Source organism: Paenibacillus andongensis (genome assembly GCF_025369935.1).
GTDB classification, from domain to species: domain Bacteria; phylum Bacillota; class Bacilli; order Paenibacillales; family NBRC-103111; genus Paenibacillus_E; species Paenibacillus_E andongensis.
In genome coordinates this window covers 4,970,119-4,992,433 of the sequence record NZ_CP104467.1, presented here as the reverse complement: position 1 = coordinate 4,992,433, position 22,315 = coordinate 4,970,119, and the positions used below count along the sequence as shown (strand labels likewise).

Sequence of the window (22,315 nt, the reverse complement as noted above, 5' to 3'; positions counted from 1 at the left end):
AGGTATTCACGGGTGGAGGAGAAAGTCCATACGATATTCGTTTGTTCGGACTCGGTGGGGGAAACCGCAAACACGGTTGTTCAAGCGACAATTCGCCAGTTTAACGCCAGTCAAGTTCATGTAAGGCGTTTTGGAACGATGCGTACGGAGGAAGAAATCCGAAGTATGATGGAGGAAGCTTCCCGACTAGGCAGTTTTGTTGTTTACACACTCGTTCTTCCGGAATTAAGAGAGATGATGCGTCAAGAAGCGATTCGCTTAAACGTGACCAGCATAGACATCCTAGGTCCTGTTATGCAAGCATTCATTGATACTTTTAATGATTCTCCCAAAAGGAAAGCAGGGTTACTGCACCAAATGGACGAAGAATATTATAAGCGGGTAGAAGCGATCGAGTTTGCTGTTAAAAGCGATGACGGAAAAGACACGAGCGCATTAAAACAAGCTCATATTGTTCTGCTAGGTGTTTCAAGGACGTCGAAAACACCGCTTAGTATTTATTTGGCACATAAAGGGTACAAAGTTGCTAACTATCCATTAGTGCCGGAAGTAAAGCCGCCGCAAGGGTTGTTTACGCTTAACAAAAGCAAAATGATCGGATTGACGATGAGCGCTGAGCAGCTGGTGAAGATCCGTACGGAACGGCTGAAAACAGTAGGGCTGCCATTTGGCGCTAAATATTCAGCATTAGAAAGAGTGGCGGAAGAGCTGGAGTATGCATTCGGATTGTATAAGCAGCTTGGATGTACCGTGATCGATGTCACTGAGAAAGCAATAGAGGAAACGGCGGGTATCATACTGGACGCCATGTAACCGCGAATACTTGGTTAAATTATAGAATTACCTAAACGATAACGAACTTTAGAAGCGATTCTAGAGGCTCGTTTTTTTTCTGCTCTTTTATTTCCGGTCGTCTGGCCTTCGCTTAAAGCCGCTTAAACTGATCGGTTTTTCAATTTCCGCATAGTTATCATCGATATCAGAACGAATCGAATTCAATAGATGAAGCGCGTGGCTTCTTTCGTCATATTCAGGAATCAATTGGATCAATTCTTCCAGTCTTTTTAATCTCGTTTCTGTCACAAATCTCATTAGTGAAGCTCCTCTGCTTAAATCCTGTATCCTATAATATTCGTCAATGACTGTTAATATCGGTCTATACTTTTGACATCATGTAAAAGGTATTTATTCCTTTATCAATATTACTGATAGATCACATAAGATCATTCTAATTGACCTATTTCGACATACATGATAGTTTCAAGAGAGTGAAAATAATGAGAAAAATGTATAATAGGAATTCATATCATTGCAGGCTATGAGAGGTGGATATTCTTGGTACTTCAAGTAACAAACAGTCCTTTTAATCAGGAACAAGTAGAATTGCTCAATCGATTACTTCCTACACTAACGGAAACACAACGAATCTGGCTGAACGGGTATCTTGCGGCTATACAGGGGTCAGCAGTTGTGACGACTTCAGGTGCAGCCCCAGCGGCTCCCTTAGCAACTTTGGCGGTGAATGCGCCTGTAATCTCTAAAGAGGTGACCGTACTCTTCGGATCACAGACGGGTAAAGCTCAAGGTTTAGCGAAGAAAATGTCCAAAAAGCTAGAAGAGCAAGGTTTTCAGGTAACGCTCTCCTCGATGGCAGACTTCAAACCTAATAACTTAAAAAAGGTTCAAAACTTGCTTGTTCTAGTGAGTACCCACGGAGAAGGAGATCCACCGGATAACGCCATTTCCTTCCATGAGTTCCTTCATAGCAAGAGAGCTCCTAAATTGGAAGAACTGCGGTTTTCCGTGCTTTCACTTGGAGATACTTCTTACGAGCTATTCTGCCAAACAGGGAAAGATTTCGACAAGCGCTTGGAAGAGCTTGGCGGCAAACGCCTTGCGCCGCGCGTTGACTGCGACGTGGATTTCGATGAGCCTGCTGCAGAGTGGATGAGTTCCGTTCTAGGCTCTTTAAGTGAAGCTTCAGCGGGCTCGACTGTAGTAAGTGCTGCCCTAGCGGCAGTTGAGAGCGGCACTGAATCCGAATATTCGAGAACAAATCCGTTCCAGGCTGAGGTTCTTGAGAACTTGAATCTGAATGGACGTGGATCGGACCGCGAAACCCGCCACGTTGAGATCTCCCTCGAGGGATCCAATCTTCAATATGAACCTGGTGACTGCTTAGGCATTTATCCGGAGAACCACCCTCGCCTTGTGGACGAATTGATCGAAGCCATGGGTTGGAATGCCGAGGAGCAAGTTACAATTAATAAGAACGGCGAAAAGCGTTCATTGCGCGAGGCACTGCTCCGTAATTTTGAAATTACGGTACTGACGAAGCCGTTACTGGAGCAAACAGCAAAGCTTACTTTAAGCAAGGGGCTGCAAGAATTGTTGGCTGCTGGGCGTGAGCAAGATCTTAAAGCATATATCAGTGGGCGGGATTTATTAGATTTGGTGCAGGATTACTCCCTTAAAGGCGTACCTGCAGGCGAATTCGTAGCGATCCTTCGTAAAATGCCTGCTCGACTTTACTCGATTGCAAGCAGTTCCAAAGCTTTCCCGGATGAGGTTCATGTTACCGTTCGCGCGGTTCGTTATGAAGCCCGAGGAAGAGAACGTTACGGCGTGTGCTCCGTGCAATTGGCTGAGCGAGTTAAAGCTGGCGAAACGCTGCCCGTATACATTCAAAACAACCCGAATTTCAAGCTTCCCGAGAACCCGGAAACACCGATCATTATGATCGGACCTGGTACGGGCGTCGCTCCGTTCAGAGCCTTTCTCGGAGAAAGAGAAGAGACTGGGGCCGAAGGCAAATCATGGCTCTTTTACGGTGATCAGCATTTCTCCACAGATTTCCTTTATCAGGTTGAATGGCAGAAATGGCTTAAGGATGGCGTGTTGACGCGCATGGATGTTGCGTTCTCCCGAGATACCGACCAGAAAGTATATGTACAGCATAGGATGCTTGAGAAGAGCGCTGAGCTCTATAAATGGCTTCAAGAAGGTGCAAGCGTGTACGTATGTGGTGACGAAAAGAAAATGGCACACGATGTGCATGCGACCCTGGCAACAATTATTGAGCAAGAGGGCGGATTTAGCTCGGAGGAAGCAGCGGAGTATTTGACCCGTATGCAACAGCAAAAACGTTATCAGAGGGATGTATACTAAGTTCAAATCCCAAAGATCGCGAGAGGAGAAAGGCCAATATGTCAGAAAATAATTTACTTTCAAAGAACAGTGCACCGCACAGCGAAGTTGAGCACATTAAAATGAGAACCAATTACTTGCGCGGGAGTCTCGAAGAGACGCTGATAGATGCCATTACGGGTTCCATCCCTGAGGATGATAACCGTTTGATGAAGTTTCACGGAAGTTATATGCAGGATGACAGGGATCTTCGCAATGAGCGGCAAAAGCAGAAGTTGGAGCCGGCTTATCAGTTCATGCTGCGTGTTCGTGCCGCTGGCGGAATCGTTACACCTGAGCAATGGTTGATGATGGATCAGGTTGCACAGAAGTATGCAAACGGAACGATCCGTCTGACGACACGTCAATCTTTCCAGCTTCACGGTGTGTTGAAGTGGAATTTGAAGAAGACGATCCGTGAAGTGAATGATTCGTTGTTAAGTACGCTAGCTGCGTGCGGTGACGTTAACCGTAACGTCATGTGTAATCCGAATCCTTATCAGTCGGAAGTTCATGCTGAAGTATACGAATGGGCCAGCCGCGTTAGCAGCCACCTGGATCCACAGACCAAAGCCTATCACGAGATCTGGCTGGACGGCGAAAAAGTAGTGGACAGCCAAGATGGCGTAGAGCAAGAGCCGATCTATGGAAAGGTGTATTTGCCGCGTAAGTTCAAAATCGGTATAGCAGTGCCTCCTTCCAATGATGTGGATGTCTTCTCGCAAGATCTGGGTTTCATTGCTATTGTTGAAGATGGACGGCTGAAGGGCTTCAATGTATCTGTAGGTGGCGGCATGGGGATGACGCATGGCGATCCGTTGACTTACCCGCAAGTAGCCCAAGTGATTGGATTCATCACGCCGGATCAAATGATTGATTTGGCAGAGAAGACGGTTACGATTCAACGGGATTACGGCGATCGCTCTGTGCGTAAGCATGCTCGGTTTAAATATACGATTGATGACCGCGGCATTGATTGGTTCGTTGGTGAACTAACCGCTCGTTTAGGTTGGAAGCTGGAAGCGGCGCGTCCATACCATTTTGATCATAATGGAGATCGCTATGGCTGGGTGAAGGGCAGCAACGGGAAATGGCATTTCAACCTGTTTATCCAAAACGGCCGTGTCATGGATGAGGATAACTACCAACTGATGACCGGACTTCGTGAAATTGCCAAAGTGCATAATGGGGACTTCAGACTTACGGCGAACCAGAATCTGGTGATCGGTAATGTGAGCACTCAGAAAAAGAAAAAGATCGAAGAACTGATCAAAGAATATGGTCTTACGGATGGGCTTCAGTACTCCGCATTGCGCAGAAGCTCTATGGCCTGTGTGTCTCTGCCGACTTGCGGTATGGCGATGGCTGAAGCAGAGCGGTACCTTCCGGACTTAATGGATAAAATCGAGCCGATGTTGGAAGAAGCTGGTTTGAGTGACAAAGAGATCGTCATTCGCATGACCGGTTGTCCGAACGGTTGCGCCCGTCCAATGCTGGCGGAAATTGCGTTCATTGGTAAGGCACCAGGCAAATACAACATGTATTTAGGCGGTGGGCATTCCGGAAATCGACTGAACAAGCTGTATAAGGAAAACATCGGCGAAGTGGAGATTCTGGAGTCGCTGCGACCGATAGTCAATCAATATGCGAAGGAACGGCAAGAAAACGAGCATTTTGGCGATTTTGTCATCCGCGCAGGCTATGTCAAAGAAGTTCGTTCCGGACAAGATTTTCATTCATAAAATCGGGTTAACCCCAATATCTTTCCGTAAATTTATCGGAAATAGAAAGCAGTGCGTCACTTAGACGTACTGCTTTTTTTTGGTTCTGGTTATAAATTATTGTTGGTGTTACACCCAAATAAAGTAGATGGATCGAGTGCAATATTAATTCCAAATATTCCTTGACAGGAATATTCTTTTTGGGGTATATTGTTAATGGAAGTAAGGTAACTTGTTAACGAAACGAGGTGGCCTGGATTGACTAGAGCTGGAACTGGAACAGGAAATCATCATGGATAATACAACATTTAGCGCACTGGCCGAACCCAACCGTTTACGCATTGTTGAGCTTCTGTTAGAAGGTCCCTTGACTGTAGGAGATATCGCCGAAGGTCTTGGGCTTCGCCAGCCTCAAGCCTCGAAGCATCTTCGTGTCCTGCTGGAGGCTGGACTAGTGGAAGTGCAGGCTGTGGCCAATCGCCGGAACTACAAACTGCGATTGGAACCATTTCAAGAACTGGACACTTGGCTTGAAACCTACCGCAATGTCTGGGATGAACGATTTGAGGCTTTGGAGAATTACCTTCAGAAGCTGCGAAACAAAGAAAACAAACAAAACTAAATTTTAGGAGGATTTTCAATGTCAAATCAAATGAGTACGAAGGTAGAAGGTCAGGAACTAATTTTGGAGCGTGTTTTTAACGCGCCGCGCGAGCTTGTATTCAAAGCATTCTCGGAGGCTGAGCATCTTAAGCACTGGTGGGGACCTCGCGGTTGGACGCTTACGGTTTGCAACGTCGATTTTCGTCCGGGTGGTATCTGGCATTACTGCATGAAGTGTATCGATCAGAATCAAGGGGATTTTTACGGATACGAATCTTGGGGTAAAGCAGTCTATGGGGAAATTGTTGAGGCGGAGAAAATTGCTTACGTCGATTACTTCTCGGATGCTGAAGGGAATGAAACGCAGGGGATGCCATCGTCTCAGATAACGATGACATTTGTAGAGCATGAAGGGAAGACCAAGCTTATCAGCCACGCAAAATACGAATCCGCCGAAGCGCTCAAAACCGTCATGGAAATGGGGATGGAGCAAGGTATTACTGAAACTTGGGATCGTCTCTCCGAGCATCTGCAATCCATTCAATAAATCTCTTATCACGAGGCCGTCCGGCGTAGATCCGGCGGCTTTTTTTAATGATATTTATATGCTTTTTGGAAGTGGGGCAAGTAAAGCTTTCCCCCTGTTTAGCATCGTTAGCTAACAGGCTTGTCCGGTCTAGTGAGAATGTGTGTATATGCAGAATTTTACAACATTCGCGTGGATAAACGCGGATTAGCTTGTCTATTGTTGTATGGAGCACAACCTTGTCGTTCCATCTACAAAGAGGTGCAAAAAAACAGAAATTTTATTTGATGTTGAAATAATATTTCACAAATTTGTCATAAAGATTATCGACCCAATCATTACCTTTTTCAGCGTCCTGTTCTATAATAGCTATTGTACAAACCATCATTGAACAGAATTGGTGTGAATAAGTGAGATGGAACTACTATTATTAGAGAAAATCGAAGCATTACGCATTGAAATGATTGAAGAGGCGTATATACGCGGAAGTTTAACGCATGAGAAAGTAGTAGATCTTAGTCAAAAATTAGATGAATATATTGTTAACTTTCAAGAGTTAAAATGATATTACTTACATAGAGAATGGGTCAGGGATATGCAGCTGTATATCCTCTTTTTGTTATTTATTCAGGAAACTTATCCTGCCCTCGTGAGAACATCATGAACAAAATTCCGATTGAAAAAGCCACAAGCAGCAAAGGCGCAATCATAAGCAGAAAAAAATCCATCTTTTTCACCCTTTCTTGGAAGGATTCCCTCGCACATATTCAGCATCGAACAGGAACAGTCTCATCAGTAGAACAAGTGATGGAATAAGCAGACATAGTCCTGCCAGGAAAACGACAATTAGGGAGATAGCCATCGCATCGTTCGTAAAATTTTGGTGAATGGTAATGAACGGATAAAGGATATACGGCAAGTGGGAAGCTCCATATCCGAAGAAGGCAAAGGCGAATTGCAGCATGACAAGAATAAATGCCCAGCCAAAGCTTTTTCGTTTAAATATCAGATAGACGGCAGCTATGAAGCAAAGTAAGGAAGCAACGAACATCCAAGACAGATCAAGCATAGCCTGAAAATGCTCCGGATTGTGCCAGCGAATAGCGAAAAAAACAAATATACTGCACACGATTGTTGGTGGACTCCAACCTAGTGCGTAGCCCCGGACGATTTCGAGTGCTTCATAATCCTGCGCTTTGTTGGCATAGTAGGAAAGAAACATCGCAGAAATGTAAAGAACGCTAACAAGTGCAAGGAGCACGACCGACCATGAATAAGAGCTTGTGAATAGCTTGCTAAAGTGTAAAATAACCTTGCCATTCTCCTCTGTCATATAGCCGCCCTCCGATATCGTCAGAACGGTTGATAAGGAAGCGGGAATGAGGAGCCCGGTTGCTCCATACAAAAAGGTATACAAGTGGCTTTGCTTTTGCATTTGTCCATAAATACTAAAAGCATAATAAGAGCCGCGAATCGCAAGTAGAACAATCGCGATGCTTCCGGGCACCAGAAGGGCTGTTCCAAAGTAATACGAGCTATCTGGAAAGAAGCCGACGATACCGACAAAGAAGAAAACGAGGAAAACATTCGTAACCTCCCACACGGGTGATAAGTAACGTTTGATGATGTTTTCAACCAGATGTTTTTTTCCGGTAGCATAGGAGTAATAACTGAAGAAGCCTGCCCCGAAATCAATAGAAGCAACGATCAAATAGCCGTACAGAAATATCCATAGGACTGTAATGCCAATTAACTCATACTTCAATGTGTAGGTCCCCCCTCAATGCCTCTGCTCTTGAGTTCATCTTGTACATCGCTGTTCGTGAACATTTTCCTAAGCACTTTGACCAAAGTTAACCCAATCGCTACATATAGGATGCAGAACAAAAGGAGCATTAGATCCACATGTGTGGAGGTGGTCGCTCCATGGACGGTCTTCATATAACCTCGAAGGATCCAAGGCTGTCTGCCTACCTCAGCATAAATCCAACCCAATTCAATCCCCAAAATGGCTAGAGGGCCTGAAAGGACGATCAACCTCAACACCCAACTTGGATATTGGATACTTTTTAATTTGTAAACCATCCAAACAGATAGCATAGAAAGTACCGTAAGGAAAATGCCTATCGTGACCATCGAATCAAAGTAATAATGAACAATAAGAGGGGGCCGCTCATCCAAAGGTGTTTCATTTAAGCCCTGAACGACCGAATTCGGGTTATCGTGAGCTAGAATACTTAGGGCGAAAGGGATTTTAAACCCGTATTTAATCTGATGATCTTCTGTTAAAATCCCCCCTAGAACAAGCGGCACCTGTTTAGCCGTCTCAAAATGCCATTCAGCGGCAGCCAGTTTCTCGGGTTGGTATTTAGCCAAAAATTTCCCGGAAAGATCACCAATGAGTGCAGTTGACATTGAAAAAATAAGAGCAGCGACCATCGTTAGCTTGAGTGCTTTACGGTGATAGAGCGAATCGCGCTTTTTAAGCAAAGCAGCGCCGGCTATCGTCGCAAGGACGAAGGCGCTTGTCATATAAGCCGAAGAAAGCACATGTGCTACCTTCGTTGGGGTAGCGGGATTGAACATGGCTATAAGCGGCTGAATGTTTGTAATGGAGCCGTTGTCCAGCTTAAAGCCCTGCGGGGTATTCATAAACGCGTTAACGGTTGTGATAAAAAAAGCAGATGCTGACGATCCGAGCATGACCGGAATACTGAGCAGGAAATGAGTGATGGGCTTACGAAATCGATCCCAAGTGTATAGATAGATGCCTAAGAAGATAGCTTCAAAGAAAAAGGCGAAGGTCTCCATAAACAAAGGCAAGGCAATCGCCTGGCCGGCAACGCGCATAAAGCTCGGCCATAGCAGGCTTAGCTGGAGACCTATTGCGGTTCCTGTGACAACACCAACAGCGACGGTTATAACGAAGCCGCGGGCCCAGCGCCGCGCAAGAAGCAGGTAGTAAGGATCGTTTCGCTTAATGCCAGACCATTCGGCGAATGCGATCATGATGGGAATACCAACACCTACGGTAGCGAAGATTATATGGAAGGCGAATGTAAGTTCTGTAAGCATTCGGCTGTAAAGCACGGGATCATAGGCCATATGTGATGTACTCCTTTTCAGCTTGAAAATTACTTGGGAAATCAGTTAGTGCGAATTTGCAAACATCTGTCGGAGCCAGGAAAGAAGCATGAGAGAAGCAATAAGGATACAGAGCCTTATTAACCATTTTTCTTGCTTTTTGTACTTATCTATTTGATCACCTACTGTACAGGTAGAATGGATGTTTACTTCCTAATAGAATGCCAATATTATGAAATTTTACTCTACGTATTTGATTGCCAATCCGACATTTTTGTGAACAATAAACCCTGCTGATATTCATACATACAGGAAAACCCTCAGGCATAGTGCCTGAGGGTTTTCCATCGACAACAAACTAAAAAGTATAGAGTGCTCTTATCATCATTCATTTCGTTTTGCCACTAGATAATCATACTTGAATCGTAGAAGTTCAATGGCGTTAGTAACATCCTCATTTGACGTTAAATAAACAGATACCCAACCAGAATCAGGATAGATATGATGGGGTTGCGCACGCCCTGAAACGATAAGTTGATCGCGAATCGATCGTGGCATGAGCAAGTCGACTAGATGATCTCCATGTAGATGACCAATTTCTTTTCCGATAAACTGAAATTCAATCCCTCCGAAACGGTGTGGCTGCTGAGTTACTTCAGGCCATGAAAGCAATTGGTCGATAAAAATTTGCCTCACATTACCATTCATCTTTATGTTCCCTCCCCTAAACGTGATTTGTTCAATGTTCTAATGCAACGCTTGCATTCTTGGTACGGAATTGCAAGTGGTAGAAGAGCAAGATCCCCACATGCAACGCGGCAAGAATGAGATAAAAATTACTGAATACGTAACTGTTCGGATCGACATTTAATGGATTCCAATGCACGGATGAACCTTGTGCAACAACAATACCGTAAATGCCTGCAGCTATTCCTTGAGCAATAAAACTGACCATCGAGAAAAGTCCCATACCAACTCCAACCTGATCTTTGGGCAATGATATTGAAATGGAATTGGACATGGCAATCTGCAAGAAAGATTGGCCTACGTTACCGAATATCAAAAAGAATGAGATCCATAACGGCGAGATTCCTGTAAAGATGGACAACAAGACAAAACAAATAATTAAAGCACCGGTAGCAACAGAGAACAAATAGGAATTGCCTTTCCGATCCGCTAGTTTTCCGCCTTTTCTTCCTAGAAGGGCGGAGGCTGCCGCAGCAGGGACCATGGCGAAACCGATCCAATTGGAACCAAGATGATAAACTTGCGAAAACAGAATCGGAGTTAAGAAATACAAGGAAACACCAATGCCGCTGATGAGAAACGCCAGCGTTATTGCGATGGTATACTTCTTGTTGCGAAACAACCGAGGTTGGATAAAGGGTTCTTCGGCGGTACGAATTCGAATGATGAAGAGGATTAAGGTCGCTAAACCGACAAGCAAATACCACCAGGTTCGATTCGTGACCCCGAGCAGAAGCAGCGCAATGGATGCGGCGAGCAAGCCTCCGCCAAGCCAATCGAATTTGCGCGGAGCTTGCTTCACTTCATGCTCGAGATATTTTCGATACAGCGGCAGCAGTAACAAAATCAATAGGGATGGCAGAAACAGCCATCTCCAATTCGCAAAGCTGACGATAGTAGCGGAAATAACAGGCGCAAGGGCACTTCCGAGCGCAATCCCGACAGCTGTCATGCTTAATGCGGAGCCTCTCTTCTCAGGCGCAAAATACCTTACTGGGATAATCAGCGCAATGGCCGGAATAGCTGCAGCCCCAGCAGATTGCAGGCATCTTCCAAGAAGTGCGAACCAGAATGTTTGGGAGATGAGCCCCATTAGAGAACCCGCAGCAAACAACGTCAGACCGAACGTCAACAGGCTCTTCAGTTGAAATCGGTCCGCCAGTTTTCCATAGGTCACGGTACCAAAAGCATAGATAAGCGTATAAGCGGATGACAGCCAGCTCACCTGAGCAAGAGTAAGATGGAACTCCTTGCTGATTTGAGGAAGTACAACGTTAAACATAAGGGCGCTCATCGATGACATCATTACGGTAAACATCAATAATCGCATTAAGATAGGGCCTTTTTGCAGCATGGTTTCAGAATTCATGGTTCATCGCTCCTTTTTGAATATGAATGCAAGTACATACTTGCATGTGGGTTTATAAAAAAGCTAGGGAGTTAATGCCCTAGCGAATAACCGCACGCTTTCTTCAATAAATTCGTCCAAATCTACGGGGGACATGTTGCTATTGAACGCACCATGATTCATCAACATGAAAGCATATGCCTGGATATCAGGTTTTGAAGTGATCACTTTACCTTGCTCCGACATGGAAAGCAAATAATTCGTTATTAGCTTCTTAAGTTCCTGAGGATGACGGTGAGCCTCCTGATAAACTTCTGGTGGGAGACTGCTGCTTCCTTTTTGAATGATCTGAAACAGTTTTCTATTTCGATTCATGAGATTATGGTACTTGCGGCTGATGATAAGAAGGTCCTCATGCAGCTCGCCTGTCAGAGATTCGTTAAAAAGCTTTGTCATCTCTAAGGCATAGTGATAACGATTGAAGGCAGCCGCTAGCAGCTTCTCTTTCGTGCCGAAATGGCGAAATAACGTGACTTCGTTCACTCCGGCAGCAGCAGCGATTTCCTTGGTCGTCGTGCCATCGTACCCTTTTTCTGCCATGAGATCGATTGTGGCTAATAGAAGTTTATCACTCGTACTTGGATTGTTGCTCATTGATCTACCCTTCTTTAATGCAAGTGCTTACTTACATTTTTATTGTATTGGAGCCATGCAGCAATGTCAAGGGCTGGGAGCACAAAATTTTAAGTTAAATAATAAGCTGCCTTTCCGATGTAAATCGCGAAGGGCAGCTTACACAATCCTATTAACATTTCTGTGTTAATGCATGAAAAGCCTGAGCTAATTTGGATATGCCAGAAGCGATCTCATCCATAGAGGGACGAGCAAAGCTTAATCTCAGATATCCGGGCTCAGAGCCAAATACCGTTCCTGGCATAAACACAACTCCTCGTTTGATCGCTTCCTCCAACAACTTCTGATCGTCAAGCTTGTCCTTGATCTTGCACCATATAGTTAGACCTCCTCGAGCTGGGATAAAGCTGAGTTGATCGGGTAATTCTTGTTGAAGGGATCTGATCATGAGATGCTGCTTCAGAGAAAGGGAGTCTCTTAGGAAGAGCGTATGCTGATCAAACAAATCCGAACTCAAAAATTTATTGGCAAGCCACTGCGGGACAATGCTTAGGCCAAAGTCCATTTGCTGGCGAGCATCAGCTAATCGTTGTACGACAGCTTGGGGAGCTACCAACCAACCGATCCGTAATCCTGAAGCTGCAATCTTGGATAAGGAACCGACATAGAGCACGGAACCGTGAGTATCAATGGATTTCAACGTATCAGGAGTAGAATGATCAAAGGAAGTAAGGCTGAACGGATCATCTTCAACGATGGGAATACCGAGTTCAGCTGCGATCTTCAGCAAGGACTCTCTTTTAGATGTATGAAGGATCGTCCCTGTCGGGTTTTGATAGTTCGGATTCAAAAAAATCATGCGAATGCGATGTTGGCGGTACAAAGACATAATGTCTTCGGGTTCGATGCCATTTTCTTTTACAGGTAAGCGAAAAATGCGGAGCCCGGCAGATTGGAACATGGACAAAGAATAGTAATAAGACGGGTCTTCAATGGCAACCGCATCCCCAGGTGCTAACAAACATTGCATAATCAAATACAGAGATTGTTGTGAGCCGGACGTGATAAGGATGGAAGATTCTGTCGCTCGAATATGTAATTTTTCCTCCAAAAAACCTACAAGCGTCTCTCTAAGCGGCAAATAACCACTCGGATCGTCATATCCTAAGTAGGCTTCGAAAGGAATATCCCTCATTATTTGCTTAATCGCCTCATTGGGGAATAAGTCGGCAGATAACTCGCCACTAGCAAAGTCAATGATCGATTCTCGCTCACGCAGAACCTCACGAACCCGGCGGATGTATGGTAGATTTGGGGCAAATGTGCCCCCTTCCACATATTGACGCCAATTGGGTGTTAGATTGGGCCTTATTCCCCAAATGTGGTTGCTGACCATTGTGCCGCTTCCGCTGATACTTTCCACTATTCCTCTTGCACGTAATTCCTCATAGGCATGTACGACCGTGCTTCGGTTAACTTCCAGTCGTTCGGCTAGCTTACGTTCGGAAGGCAAGAAACTTCCGGGCGGATATTCGCCATGTATAATACTCCTCTCCATCTCATCAGAGATCTGTTGATAGAGAGGTTTTTTACTCGTTCGGTCAGGTTTGCGCATGTATACCACCATCTTAGAGAAATATCAATGTATTCCATAGTATAATACAGTTCTTGAATTCGTTGTTGAACTCGCAAGTAGAATATATGACAAACTCGCTAATCTTTTAGTAATGGTGGGGATAAAATGGGCAAGAATGGCGAAACGGCTTGTTTATTATTCACGTAACAATTGGAAAATATGCCTTGGAATTGGCCTTTGGAATAAACCCTTTACTCCATATTATTGTCATTGAGATACGTAAGTGAAATAAGCTATCGCCCGCTTCAACCCCTTCACGAGAGCATCAATATCTTCTTCCGTATTGTAAATATAAAAACTCGCACGTGCCGTGGATGAAACGTTAAGCCACCTCATCAAAGGCTGGCAGCAGTGATGGCCCGCTCGAATCGCAATTCCTTCCGAATCCAGAACGGTTGCGAGATCATGGGGGTGCACGTCTGCTACATTAAAGGTGACTAAGCCGCTTCTTAGTTCGGGCTGCCTAGGGCCATAGATCGAAATTTCTTCAATCTGTGAAAGCTGCTCAAGTGCATAGTTGACTAATTGATTCTCATGCTGACGAATGTTCGTTAACCCGATTTGCTGCAGGAAATCGATTGCGGCACCTAGCCCGATTGCGCCTGCTATATTCGGCGTTCCTCCTTCAAACTTCCATGGAAGCTCCTTCCAAGTAGATTCGTATAAGTCTACGTGATCGATCATTTCTCCGCCATATTCATAAGGCGCCATTTTTTCCAATAGGGCTTTCTTGCCATACAGAACACCAATGCCGGTAGGCCCTGCCATCTTATGACCGGAAATAGCTATAAAGTCACAATCCAAATCTTGAACATCCAGCTGAAGATGTGGTGCACTTTGAGCCGCGTCGACGCAAATCACGGCTCCGTGACGGTGAGCAATTGCCGCAATCTGTTTCACAGGATGAATAGTTCCCATGACGTTGGAAACATGGGTGATGGATACGAACTTGGTTTTCGATGTGATAGCTTCCTCCACATCCTCTAAGCGAATAGTGCCATCAGGTTGGATGGGAATATAGCGAAGTATTGCGCCCGTTTTTTTAGCTGCCTGCTGCCAAGGGATGAGATTGCTGTGATGCTCCATTAATGTGATCAAGATTTCATCGCCTTCTTGAAGAAATTCTCTCACATAACATTGGGCGACTAGATTTAATGAAGCGGTCGTTCCGCGAGTAAATACGATTTCTGCCGACTCCCTGGCATGGATAAATGATTTGACTTTTTCTCTGGCATTTTCGAATGCGTCCGTAGCCAATGAACCTAATGTATGTGCACCGCGATGAACGTTGGAGTTGTAATTCGTATAATAATCCCGTAACGCTTCAATGACAGCGTAGGGCTTCTGAGATGTGGCCGAACTATCTAAATACACCAGAGGATGTCCATTTACTTGCTGCTTTAAAATCGGAAATTGGTCTCTTATTTCTTGGATATTCATGGAGAAAACACTTCCCTTCAAAGAATGTCTATAGAATGACATGATTTGATCTATAATACAAATACTATTAATATTATATAATCATAATAATTTAGTTATATATATGGAGGCCCTTATGAATACGAAACACTTGTCCTTGTTCATGCAAGTGATTAAAAAGGGGAGTATTACTCAAGTTGCCAAGGAAACCTATGTCAGCCAACCAGCGATATCCATGCAGCTTAAGCGTTTAGAGCAGGAAGTAGGAGTTCCCCTGTTTACAGTTGTTGGCCGGGATATCGCTTTGACGGATGCAGGACATACTCTGATGGAGTATGCAGAAACCATGCTGTCATTGGAAGGGCAGATTTATCGGACCATGGAGGAATATCGCCTAGGGAGTCGAGGCAAAATCATTGTAGCTGCCTCCCAGGTAGTAGCCGCTTATTTGTTACCGAAAATCATGGTTTCGTTTACTCAAACCTATTCCGATATCACCGTAGAACTGCAAACAAGAACAGATGAGGAAATTGAGCGATTAGTCAAAATGGGCAGCATTGATATCGGAATGACGCTGCAGCCACCAGACGACCATTTTTCATTCCGAGTTACGCCATTCGCTCAGGAACGATTGATAGGTATTCAACCTTCGTTGCCATTCCATAGCCGAAAGCTGATCGTATCTCGAGATGGTATATCCATACCCATCAACGATACATGGGATATGGAGATCATGCATCTCGATTCCACCGAGACTGTTAAACAATTTGTGATGCAGGGAATGGGGTGCGGAGTGATCTTGGAATCTGCAGCCCGTTTAGAGCTGTCTTATGGGAGGCTGCTGCCTTGGACAACGTTCACATCAATACCTATCGTAGCGAGTGTCATTACACGGCCTGCTGAGCGTCTATCTAACAGCGTTTGGTATTTCTTGAATCATCTAAGGAACGTAGAGGACGGAAACCATACAGCGAATTAATCCAACTGAAATAGTAGGAATATTTCTTGACTGAATAAAGTTAGTAGTGTTAAGATGACAAAAGTTCAAATAACAACATGGGGGTCTTCAAATGAAAAAACAATATCTATCGGCAGGCATGATACTACTAGCGAGCTCTCTTATATTTACTGCATGTGGAACAAAAGAAACGGCTAATAAACCATCTCCAACTGCGGCAGCAACCAAAGAAGCTGTGGCGAAAGAAACAGCCGGACAAGCAACTCAAACTTTGTTGGATACGATCAAAGCAAATGGGAAAATTCGTGTAGGAACGGAAGGGACTTATGCACCTTTTACGTACCATGACAAGGATGGGAAATTAACTGGGTTCGATGTAGAGATTGCTCAAGAAATCGCTAAGAAACTTGGTGTTCAAGCCGAATTCATCGAAACGAAATGGGATGGCATGTTTGCTGGGCTGGATTCCAAACGATTTGATATTGTCGTGAACGAAGTTACCATTAAAGATGATCGTAAAGTGAAATACGATTTCTCAGATCCTTACATCGTGTCTAAAGCCGTTTTGATTGTACACAAAGACAATAAGGATATTAAAAAATTAACTGATTTGAAAGGTAAAAAAGCAGGGCAATCATTAACAAGTAACTTAACCGAAATTGCTAAATCCAACGGCGCAGAGATAGTACAAACCGACGGATTTAATCAAGCCATCGATCTGCTGCTGTCCAAACGTATTGATGCCACGATTAATGATGGGCTGTCTTACCTGGATTTGAAAAAACAAAAACCGGATGTAGCTATTCAAGTCGTCGATGAGACCAAGGAAGCATCGCAAAGCGCAGTTTTGTTAAACAAGGGCAATAAAGAGCTCGTTGATGCGGTTAACAAAGCATTGACTGATTCAAAGAAAGATGGAACTTATCTCAAAATTTCTGAAAAATACTTTGGCCAAGATGTATCGAAGTAGGGTTCTTTAAAATGGACGATAGAAAATGGCAAATCTTCATAGACTCTTTCCTTCCCCTGCTTAAGGCAGGGGTTACTTTTACAGTACCTTTGACTTTAATCTCATTTACACTGGGGCTTTGTCTTGCCTTGGTAACCGCATTAATTCGTATTTCTGATATTAAACCTCTTGTTCAGGCAGCACGTTTTTACGTGTGGATTATTCGGGGCACGCCTTTGCTGGTGCAATTGTTTATTATTTTTTATGGACTGCCAAGTATCGGGATTACACTGGATGCTTTCCCATCAGCTGTTATAGGATTTACCTTAAGTGTTGGCGCCTATGGATCTGAGATTATTCGTGGCGCTTTGCTCTCAACATCAAAAGGACAATGGGAAGCATCTTATTCGCTCGGAATGACTAAGCTTCAAGCGCTGCGGGTCATCATATTGCCCCAAGCAATTCGAATTTCGATTCCATCACTTTTTAACTCGTTCATAAGCTTGGTGAAAGACACCTCACTCGCAGCAACTGTCACGGTGACGGAAATGTTTCAAAAAGCTCAGCAAATTACGGCAACCGTCTATGAACCCTTATTGCTTTATTGTGAAGCTGCACTCATTTATTTGGTAATTAGCACAATTCTTTCAAATATTCAAGGTCGTTTGGAGAAAAAGTTTGACCTTCATACGGCTAGATAGTGGTGGATGTATGATTACAATCAACAATCTATTCAAGACCTTCGGTTCTCAGCAAGTGTTAAAAGGTATCAATATTACCTTAGAGAAAGGCAAAGTGATGGTAGTCATCGGTCCTTCCGGCTCCGGGAAATCTACCTTGCTTCGTTCTATTAACGCTCTAGAAATTCCTGATAAAGGCACGATTGAGATAGGAAGCACACAGCTTACATTTACAGAAATAGATAAGCCAAAACAGAGCGAAATCCTCGCGTTAAGGAAAAAGACCGGGATGGTTTTTCAGTCCTATCATTTATTTCCTCACTTAACGGTATTACAAAATGTCACGACAGCTCAGGTCGTTGTGAAGAAAAGAAGCAGGCAAGAGGCTAGAAGTAAAGCGGTCGAACTGCTTAGGAAGGTCGGTTTAGAGGACAAGGCTAGCTATTATCCGCATCAGCTGTCCGGAGGACAACAGCAGCGGGTAGGTATAGCCCGAGCATTGGCTATTGATCCTGAAGTGCTCTTATTTGATGAGCCAACTTCCGCATTAGATCCTGAGCTTGTGGGGGAAGTGCTTAAAGTCATGAAGGACTTGGCCGTGGAAGGCATGACTATGATGATTGTTACGCATGAAATGCAATTCGCTAAGGAAGTAGCGGATACTGTTGTCTTTATGAACGATGGCAGTATTATTGAGCAGGGTACACCCGATGCTTTGTTTAATCATCCTGCACAAGATAGAACAAGATTGTTTTTATCTAGACTTAGCGGGGCAACCAGTTAATAATAGCTGTTTGCCATAAGGCTAGTATGAACGATACTAGGACTGCCGAATCTTTCGGCAGTCTATTTTTTATTATTCAAAATCTTGGGCAGCGTTAACATAAGACAAACAGGACTTTCCTTTGTCTTTTCAGACATTTGAGAAGGTCCTTTTTCATAGGAACTGATTTTGATTCGTATTTATGCAATAATATAATCATATAGAAGCTTAAAAAGGAGAAAAAACATGCCAAAACAACGCAAACTGATAGAACCTTCTGACTTTGAAAGAATGCGGGTATTTCGACAGCCAATCGCGATCTTTTTACAAGGTGAACTAATAGGGGAGAATGTTATCATTCAATCTCATGATGATGAATTAGTTGTAAGCACGACTGGAGAGAAATACGTGAAGGCAAATTGTGAATTTCTAAGTAAAAGATAATGACAATTTCAGTTCACAATTAAAGTCATGTTATATTTAAATGGCATTATATAGTAGAAATAGGGGGTCCATTGACGACTGGAGGTTTTCAAATGCCTAAAGTAGATTTCGAGCGCGATTCTGTTTTTCAACAAATATTTACCTTTGCGCCAAATGCTATTGCGTTGGTGTCCATAGATGGCTCTATCATGAGGGTTAATCCATCCTTCTATCCAACCCTTGGTTATACGGAACAAGAAGCAATTGGACTTACACTTAAGGAAATAACCCATCCGGATGATTTGATTAAAATTAATGGACTAATCGAAGAGGTATTGAATGGGAATTCACCATTTTATGAGTTGGAGAATCGCTGTATTCAGAAAAACGGTCATCTTATTTGGGCGTCTGTAAGGCTTTCTTTGGTTCGTGACGAAAAACAAGAAACTCCCCTATACTTTATCGCACATATCATCGATATTTCAGATAAAATAGCCACGGAGCAAAAACTTTTAAAGATTGAAAAATTGTATGAACTTATCTCGCAAAATGCTCAGGATATTATTACGCTAGTGAATCCCGATGGTAACATCGAGTATTTATCACCCTCTGTGCGTGATTTATTGGGATATGAGCCAGAAGAATTGATCGGAAAAGATAGTACGGAATTAAATCATCCTGAAGATTTAGAAAAAATAAGGTCTGCCCCCTTTTCGGATAATGAGGTAGTTACCTATCGTTCACGTCATAAGAATGGTACATATATTTGGTTTGAGACTGCGATTAAACTCATTAGAGATGAACAAGGCCAACTACTGAAGGTATTAGGGATAGGGCGAGATATTACGGAGCGAAAGAAAGTAGAATTGAAGCTCCAAGAGTCTGTTGAGCGATATACCTCTCTGAAAAAATACAACCACGATGCTATTATTTCCCTGGATGTGAAGGGCAGGATTATTAACACCAATGAGATGGCAGAACGATTGACTGGATATAGGGTTATGGAGATGCGAGGAGAGCCAATTTCCATAATTATTGGTGAACGAAATCTCCGTAGGATACTTTCCTTTTCTATTGAAGACGTTACAACGGAAAGAAAGATTAATAAAATCAAACATAAAGATGGACATCATGTTGAAGTGCTAACAACGATTGCGCCCATCATCATAAATAAGGAAAAAGTCGGGTATTATGTGATTGCAAAAGATATGACCGAACAGAAACAACTGCTTATTGCTAAGGAAGCAGCTGAAAATACTAATAAAGCAAAAAGTGAATTTCTAGCCATGATGAGCCATGAAATCAGGACCCCTATGAATGGGGTAATAGGCATGACAGACTTGCTATTAAATACGACGGATTTGGATGAAGAGCAACAAGAATACGTAGAAATCATTAATAAAAGCGGGAATACGCTGATTAAGATTATTAATGATATTTTGGACTTTTCCAAGATTGAAGCGGGCAAGACTGAATTGCAAGCGCAGCCATTTGATATTAGAGACTGTATCGACGATGCGCTTGCAGTCTTGATGCCCAAAGCACATGAAAAAAAGCTGGAAATTCAAGTTTCCGTGATTTCTGAATTTCCTAATAAACTAATTGGTGATTACGATCGCATGAAGCAAGTGTTAATGAATCTCATTAGTAATGCGATTAAGTTCACGTATAGCGGCGGGGTTTCCATTGTGGTTGAAAATAATGGGCGCGAGAATCACAAGATCCAGCTGAAATGTTCAATAAAAGATACCGGGATTGGTATCCCCAAGGAGAAACTCAATCATTTGTTTGATCCCTTCTATCAATTGGATAGCTTCATGACGCGACAATCGGAAGGAACGGGATTAGGGTTAGCCATAAGCAAAAAAATTGTTGGGTTAATGGGTGGAGATATTTGGATTGAACAAACGGACGAGCCTGGTGCGACTTTTGTATTTACAGTTTGGTTAAAAGAAGAGGTATCAAATTCAAAAGACTCTTCTATACCAGAAATCGCATTTGTTCAAAAACCATTAAAAGTTTTAATAGCCGAAGATAACCAAATTAATCAGATCGTATTAAAGAAAATGATTGAAAAGATGGGGCATTTCACTAGCATTGTCGAAAATGGCCATCAGGTTATTCGAGCGCTCGCTTACGAAACCTACGATATCATCTTTATGGACGTCCAGATGCCTGCCTTGAATGGTCTGGAAACCACCAAACAGATCAAAGAAACAATGCCATCAGAGAAAATTCCTTATATTATTGCTGTGACAGCTAACGCTCTAAAAGGTGATCGTGAAAAATGTCTGGAAGCAGGAATGAATGATTACATAAGCAAACCAATCAAAAGCGAGGTCATACTCGAAAGGATTGAAAAGTACCAAAAAACGCAAAGGAGGGAAATAAATGACGGAGCATATAAATAAGGGACAAGACGAAAAGCCGAATGTCAAATTCATTGTGATTACAGATACACATGTTGAAGATCATGTAGAAAGCGTGTATTCGTTGAATTTCATCCAGGCTTTACAGGATATCAGGGAAAATTCACCCGATAGTCAAGGAATTATGCATATTGGTGATATGACTAACAATGGTAAGCAAACTGAGTTTGAAATGATGACAAGAATTTTGAAGGATCATACAGAGGGGCTGCCACCCATCTATTTTACTTTCGGCAACCATGATGTCCGTTGGGCGGACTTTGATACCCAAATGTCTTATTTTACAACGAGTACGGGTATGGATAAAAAGTATTATGATGTTTGGATGAACGACTATCATTTTATTTTCCTAGGGACTGAGAAGGGGTTAAAAGACTCTTCGTATTTATCAGAGACGCAGCTTGAGTGGTTAGAACTAAAGCTATCGGAGCACGAAGAGGTACACAAACCGTCCTTTATTTTTGTTCATCAGCCTTTGAAAAATACCGTTTCAGGGTCACAAAACAAGTTCGGTTGGCATGGTATTCGACAGGACAAGGAGCTTAAGACAATTCTAGCTAAACATCCGCAAACGATTGTATTTACGGGTCATACTCATTGGGAACTGGGTTCAGCAGACACGATGTACAACGCAAAGTATGCAACTATGTTTAATGCAGCCTCCACAGCCTACTTATGGACGGATGAGGATGTGGAGAAGGCCGGATCCCAGGGATATTTCGTAGAGGTATATGATCATAAAGTGGTCGTAAAAGGAAGGGATTTTCTCGCTAAAACGTGGATTGAAGATGCCACTTTCTCAGTAGCGCTTCCTTCGTTAATTCCGGTAGTGAACCCAGAAGTCGATCCCGATCTAACGCTTGGTAACCCAACAATGCAGATAGACAAGAACGTATATCGGACTCACGATTGGATTGAAGTTACTTACACGGGGTCATTGAGAGAAGATGCATTCGGTATTTTCCCGAAAGGTGCATTACCGAGTGAGATTCAACCGATTACTCCTATAGTGCATATTAGAACCAATTCGATTAGTCAGCCGGATGGGAAGCTCATATTCACTGATTTGAAACTGCCAGTTGGATCTTACGATATGATCTATTTGGGGGAAACGTTGAACACAGAGCTAGCTCGAATATCTTTTGAGGTTATTTCTGAAGATTAGATGATGATTAAGACTAAGTTGAATAAGTAAAGTACTAGGAATCCG

At 43.3% G+C, this 22,315-nt stretch carries 22 protein-coding genes; 13 read left to right on the top strand and 9 right to left on the bottom strand.

Features of this window, described 5'->3' with window-relative positions; genetic code table 11:
• Positions 1-12: 12 nt before the first annotated feature.
• A complete protein-coding gene (locus NYR53_RS22755) occupies positions 13-813 on the top strand; it encodes a pyruvate, water dikinase regulatory protein (RefSeq protein WP_261301432.1) in 801 nt (266 codons plus the stop codon).
• Between the two features lie 87 nt (positions 814-900).
• On the opposite strand, the gene NYR53_RS22750 is transcribed toward NYR53_RS22755, so the two are convergent.
• Positions 901-1,092 carry a hypothetical protein gene (locus tag NYR53_RS22750; protein WP_261301431.1) on the bottom strand — a complete coding sequence of 64 codons (192 nt, stop codon included), beginning with the start codon at positions 1,090-1,092 and terminating at the stop codon, positions 901-903.
• A 243-nt stretch (positions 1,093-1,335) separates the two neighbouring features.
• Between NYR53_RS22750 and NYR53_RS22745 the strand changes: the two genes are divergently transcribed.
• From NYR53_RS22745 to NYR53_RS22725, 5 genes are all read left to right on the top strand, one after another.
• Complete coding sequence (locus NYR53_RS22745) at positions 1,336-3,168, top strand: assimilatory sulfite reductase (NADPH) flavoprotein subunit (RefSeq protein WP_261301430.1); 1,833 nt, start codon at positions 1,336-1,338, stop codon at positions 3,166-3,168.
• A 38-nt stretch (positions 3,169-3,206) separates the two neighbouring features.
• Positions 3,207-4,928, top strand: coding sequence for an assimilatory sulfite reductase (NADPH) hemoprotein subunit (gene cysI, locus NYR53_RS22740; protein WP_261301429.1), 1,722 nt, complete (start codon positions 3,207-3,209; stop codon positions 4,926-4,928).
• Between the two features lie 271 nt (positions 4,929-5,199).
• Complete coding sequence (locus NYR53_RS22735; RefSeq protein ID WP_261301428.1) at positions 5,200-5,529, top strand: ArsR/SmtB family transcription factor; 330 nt, start codon at positions 5,200-5,202, stop codon at positions 5,527-5,529.
• An 18-nt stretch (positions 5,530-5,547) separates the two neighbouring features.
• The gene (locus NYR53_RS22730; RefSeq protein ID WP_261301427.1) at positions 5,548-6,057 is read left to right on the top strand and encodes an SRPBCC domain-containing protein; all 510 of its coding nucleotides are present in this window, start codon (positions 5,548-5,550) and stop codon (positions 6,055-6,057) included.
• A 394-nt stretch (positions 6,058-6,451) separates the two neighbouring features.
• On the top strand, positions 6,452-6,601 hold the full coding sequence (locus NYR53_RS22725; RefSeq protein WP_084160547.1) for an aspartyl-phosphate phosphatase Spo0E family protein: 150 nt from the start codon (positions 6,452-6,454) through the stop codon (positions 6,599-6,601).
• Positions 6,602-6,659: 58 nt separating this feature from the next.
• On the opposite strand, the gene cydS is transcribed toward NYR53_RS22725, so the two are convergent.
• The 8 genes from cydS to NYR53_RS22690 all read right to left on the bottom strand — a co-directional run bounded on the left by cydS (position 6,660) and on the right by NYR53_RS22690 (position 14,924).
• Positions 6,660-6,764 carry a cytochrome bd oxidase small subunit CydS family protein gene (cydS, locus tag NYR53_RS34665; protein WP_437180065.1) on the bottom strand — a complete coding sequence of 35 codons (105 nt, stop codon included), beginning with the start codon at positions 6,762-6,764 and terminating at the stop codon, positions 6,660-6,662.
• Between the two features lie 5 nt (positions 6,765-6,769).
• Positions 6,770-7,801 carry a cytochrome d ubiquinol oxidase subunit II gene (locus NYR53_RS22720; protein WP_261301426.1) on the bottom strand — a complete coding sequence of 344 codons (1,032 nt, stop codon included), beginning with the start codon at positions 7,799-7,801 and terminating at the stop codon, positions 6,770-6,772.
• Complete coding sequence (locus tag NYR53_RS22715) at positions 7,798-9,141, bottom strand: cytochrome ubiquinol oxidase subunit I (RefSeq protein WP_261301425.1); 1,344 nt, start codon at positions 9,139-9,141, stop codon at positions 7,798-7,800. The genes NYR53_RS22720 and NYR53_RS22715 overlap by 4 nt, the downstream gene beginning before the upstream one ends.
• Positions 9,142-9,504: 363 nt before the next feature.
• Complete coding sequence (locus NYR53_RS22710) at positions 9,505-9,828, bottom strand: luciferase domain-containing protein (protein ID WP_261301424.1); 324 nt, start codon at positions 9,826-9,828, stop codon at positions 9,505-9,507.
• Between the two features lie 31 nt (positions 9,829-9,859).
• The gene (locus NYR53_RS22705; RefSeq protein ID WP_261301423.1) at positions 9,860-11,236 is read right to left on the bottom strand and encodes an MFS transporter; all 1,377 of its coding nucleotides are present in this window, start codon (positions 11,234-11,236) and stop codon (positions 9,860-9,862) included.
• Positions 11,237-11,299: 63 nt separating this feature from the next.
• Positions 11,300-11,869 (bottom strand): TetR/AcrR family transcriptional regulator, encoded by a 570-nt coding sequence (locus NYR53_RS22700; protein ID WP_261301422.1) that lies wholly within the window; start codon positions 11,867-11,869, stop codon positions 11,300-11,302.
• Positions 11,870-12,020: 151 nt separating this feature from the next.
• Positions 12,021-13,463: a MocR-like pyridoxine biosynthesis transcription factor PdxR gene (gene pdxR, locus NYR53_RS22695; RefSeq protein WP_261301421.1), complete on the bottom strand. Its 1,443-nt coding sequence runs from the start codon at positions 13,461-13,463 to the stop codon at positions 12,021-12,023.
• 228 nt (positions 13,464-13,691) lie between these two features.
• Complete coding sequence (locus NYR53_RS22690; protein ID WP_261301420.1) at positions 13,692-14,924, bottom strand: cysteine desulfurase; 1,233 nt, start codon at positions 14,922-14,924, stop codon at positions 13,692-13,694.
• A gap of 115 nt (positions 14,925-15,039) precedes the next feature.
• On the opposite strand from NYR53_RS22690, the gene NYR53_RS22685 reads away from it, so the two are divergent.
• The 7 genes from NYR53_RS22685 to NYR53_RS22655 all read left to right on the top strand — a co-directional run bounded on the left by NYR53_RS22685 (position 15,040) and on the right by NYR53_RS22655 (position 22,270).
• On the top strand, positions 15,040-15,882 hold the full coding sequence (locus NYR53_RS22685; RefSeq protein ID WP_261301419.1) for a LysR family transcriptional regulator: 843 nt from the start codon (positions 15,040-15,042) through the stop codon (positions 15,880-15,882).
• Between the two features lie 91 nt (positions 15,883-15,973).
• Positions 15,974-16,831, top strand: a complete 858-nt coding sequence (locus NYR53_RS22680) for an amino acid ABC transporter substrate-binding protein (protein WP_261301418.1) — start codon at positions 15,974-15,976, stop codon at positions 16,829-16,831.
• An 11-nt stretch (positions 16,832-16,842) separates the two neighbouring features.
• Positions 16,843-17,511 (top strand): amino acid ABC transporter permease, encoded by a 669-nt coding sequence (locus NYR53_RS22675; RefSeq protein ID WP_047680023.1) that lies wholly within the window; start codon positions 16,843-16,845, stop codon positions 17,509-17,511.
• Between the two features lie 10 nt (positions 17,512-17,521).
• Complete coding sequence (locus NYR53_RS22670; RefSeq protein WP_261301417.1) at positions 17,522-18,274, top strand: amino acid ABC transporter ATP-binding protein; 753 nt, start codon at positions 17,522-17,524, stop codon at positions 18,272-18,274.
• A gap of 225 nt (positions 18,275-18,499) precedes the next feature.
• Positions 18,500-18,697: a hypothetical protein gene (locus NYR53_RS22665; protein ID WP_261301416.1), complete on the top strand. Its 198-nt coding sequence runs from the start codon at positions 18,500-18,502 to the stop codon at positions 18,695-18,697.
• 92 nt (positions 18,698-18,789) lie between these two features.
• On the top strand, positions 18,790-21,087 hold the full coding sequence (locus NYR53_RS22660) for a PAS domain S-box protein (protein WP_261301415.1): 2,298 nt from the start codon (positions 18,790-18,792) through the stop codon (positions 21,085-21,087).
• Entirely contained in the window at positions 21,068-22,270 is a 1,203-nt protein-coding gene (locus tag NYR53_RS22655) for a metallophosphoesterase family protein (RefSeq protein WP_261301414.1), read from the top strand. Before NYR53_RS22660 ends, NYR53_RS22655 begins: the two co-directional genes overlap by 20 nt.
• Positions 22,271-22,315: the final 45 nt, after the last annotated feature.

What these genes read in the sequence shown, in the direction of transcription:
- NYR53_RS22705 (WP_261301423.1), bottom strand. Translation starts at nt 11,236, where the DNA reads ATGAATTCTGAAACCATGCTGCAAAAAGGCCCTATCTTAATGCGATTA.
- cysI (WP_261301429.1), top strand. Translation starts at nt 3,207, where the DNA reads ATGTCAGAAAATAATTTACTTTCAAAGAACAGTGCACCGCACAGCGAA.
- NYR53_RS22750 (WP_261301431.1), bottom strand. Translation starts at nt 1,092, where the DNA reads ATGAGATTTGTGACAGAAACGAGATTAAAAAGACTGGAAGAATTGATC.
- NYR53_RS22715 (WP_261301425.1), bottom strand. Translation starts at nt 9,141, where the DNA reads ATGGCCTATGATCCCGTGCTTTACAGCCGAATGCTTACAGAACTTACA.
- NYR53_RS22670 (WP_261301417.1), top strand. Translation starts at nt 17,522, where the DNA reads ATGATTACAATCAACAATCTATTCAAGACCTTCGGTTCTCAGCAAGTG.
- NYR53_RS22685 (WP_261301419.1), top strand. Translation starts at nt 15,040, where the DNA reads ATGAATACGAAACACTTGTCCTTGTTCATGCAAGTGATTAAAAAGGGG.
- NYR53_RS22655 (WP_261301414.1), top strand. Translation starts at nt 21,068, where the DNA reads ATGACGGAGCATATAAATAAGGGACAAGACGAAAAGCCGAATGTCAAA.
- NYR53_RS22700 (WP_261301422.1), bottom strand. Translation starts at nt 11,869, where the DNA reads ATGAGCAACAATCCAAGTACGAGTGATAAACTTCTATTAGCCACAATC.
- pdxR (WP_261301421.1), bottom strand. Translation starts at nt 13,463, where the DNA reads ATGCGCAAACCTGACCGAACGAGTAAAAAACCTCTCTATCAACAGATC.
- NYR53_RS22735 (WP_261301428.1), top strand. Translation starts at nt 5,200, where the DNA reads ATGGATAATACAACATTTAGCGCACTGGCCGAACCCAACCGTTTACGC.
- NYR53_RS22680 (WP_261301418.1), top strand. Translation starts at nt 15,974, where the DNA reads ATGAAAAAACAATATCTATCGGCAGGCATGATACTACTAGCGAGCTCT.
- NYR53_RS22660 (WP_261301415.1), top strand. Translation starts at nt 18,790, where the DNA reads ATGCCTAAAGTAGATTTCGAGCGCGATTCTGTTTTTCAACAAATATTT.
- NYR53_RS22725 (WP_084160547.1), top strand. Translation starts at nt 6,452, where the DNA reads ATGGAACTACTATTATTAGAGAAAATCGAAGCATTACGCATTGAAATG.
- NYR53_RS22675 (WP_047680023.1), top strand. Translation starts at nt 16,843, where the DNA reads ATGGACGATAGAAAATGGCAAATCTTCATAGACTCTTTCCTTCCCCTG.
- NYR53_RS22710 (WP_261301424.1), bottom strand. Translation starts at nt 9,828, where the DNA reads ATGAATGGTAATGTGAGGCAAATTTTTATCGACCAATTGCTTTCATGG.
- cydS (WP_437180065.1), bottom strand. Translation starts at nt 6,764, where the DNA reads ATGGATTTTTTTCTGCTTATGATTGCGCCTTTGCTGCTTGTGGCTTTT.
- NYR53_RS22730 (WP_261301427.1), top strand. Translation starts at nt 5,548, where the DNA reads ATGTCAAATCAAATGAGTACGAAGGTAGAAGGTCAGGAACTAATTTTG.
- NYR53_RS22690 (WP_261301420.1), bottom strand. Translation starts at nt 14,924, where the DNA reads ATGAATATCCAAGAAATAAGAGACCAATTTCCGATTTTAAAGCAGCAA.
- NYR53_RS22665 (WP_261301416.1), top strand. Translation starts at nt 18,500, where the DNA reads ATGCCAAAACAACGCAAACTGATAGAACCTTCTGACTTTGAAAGAATG.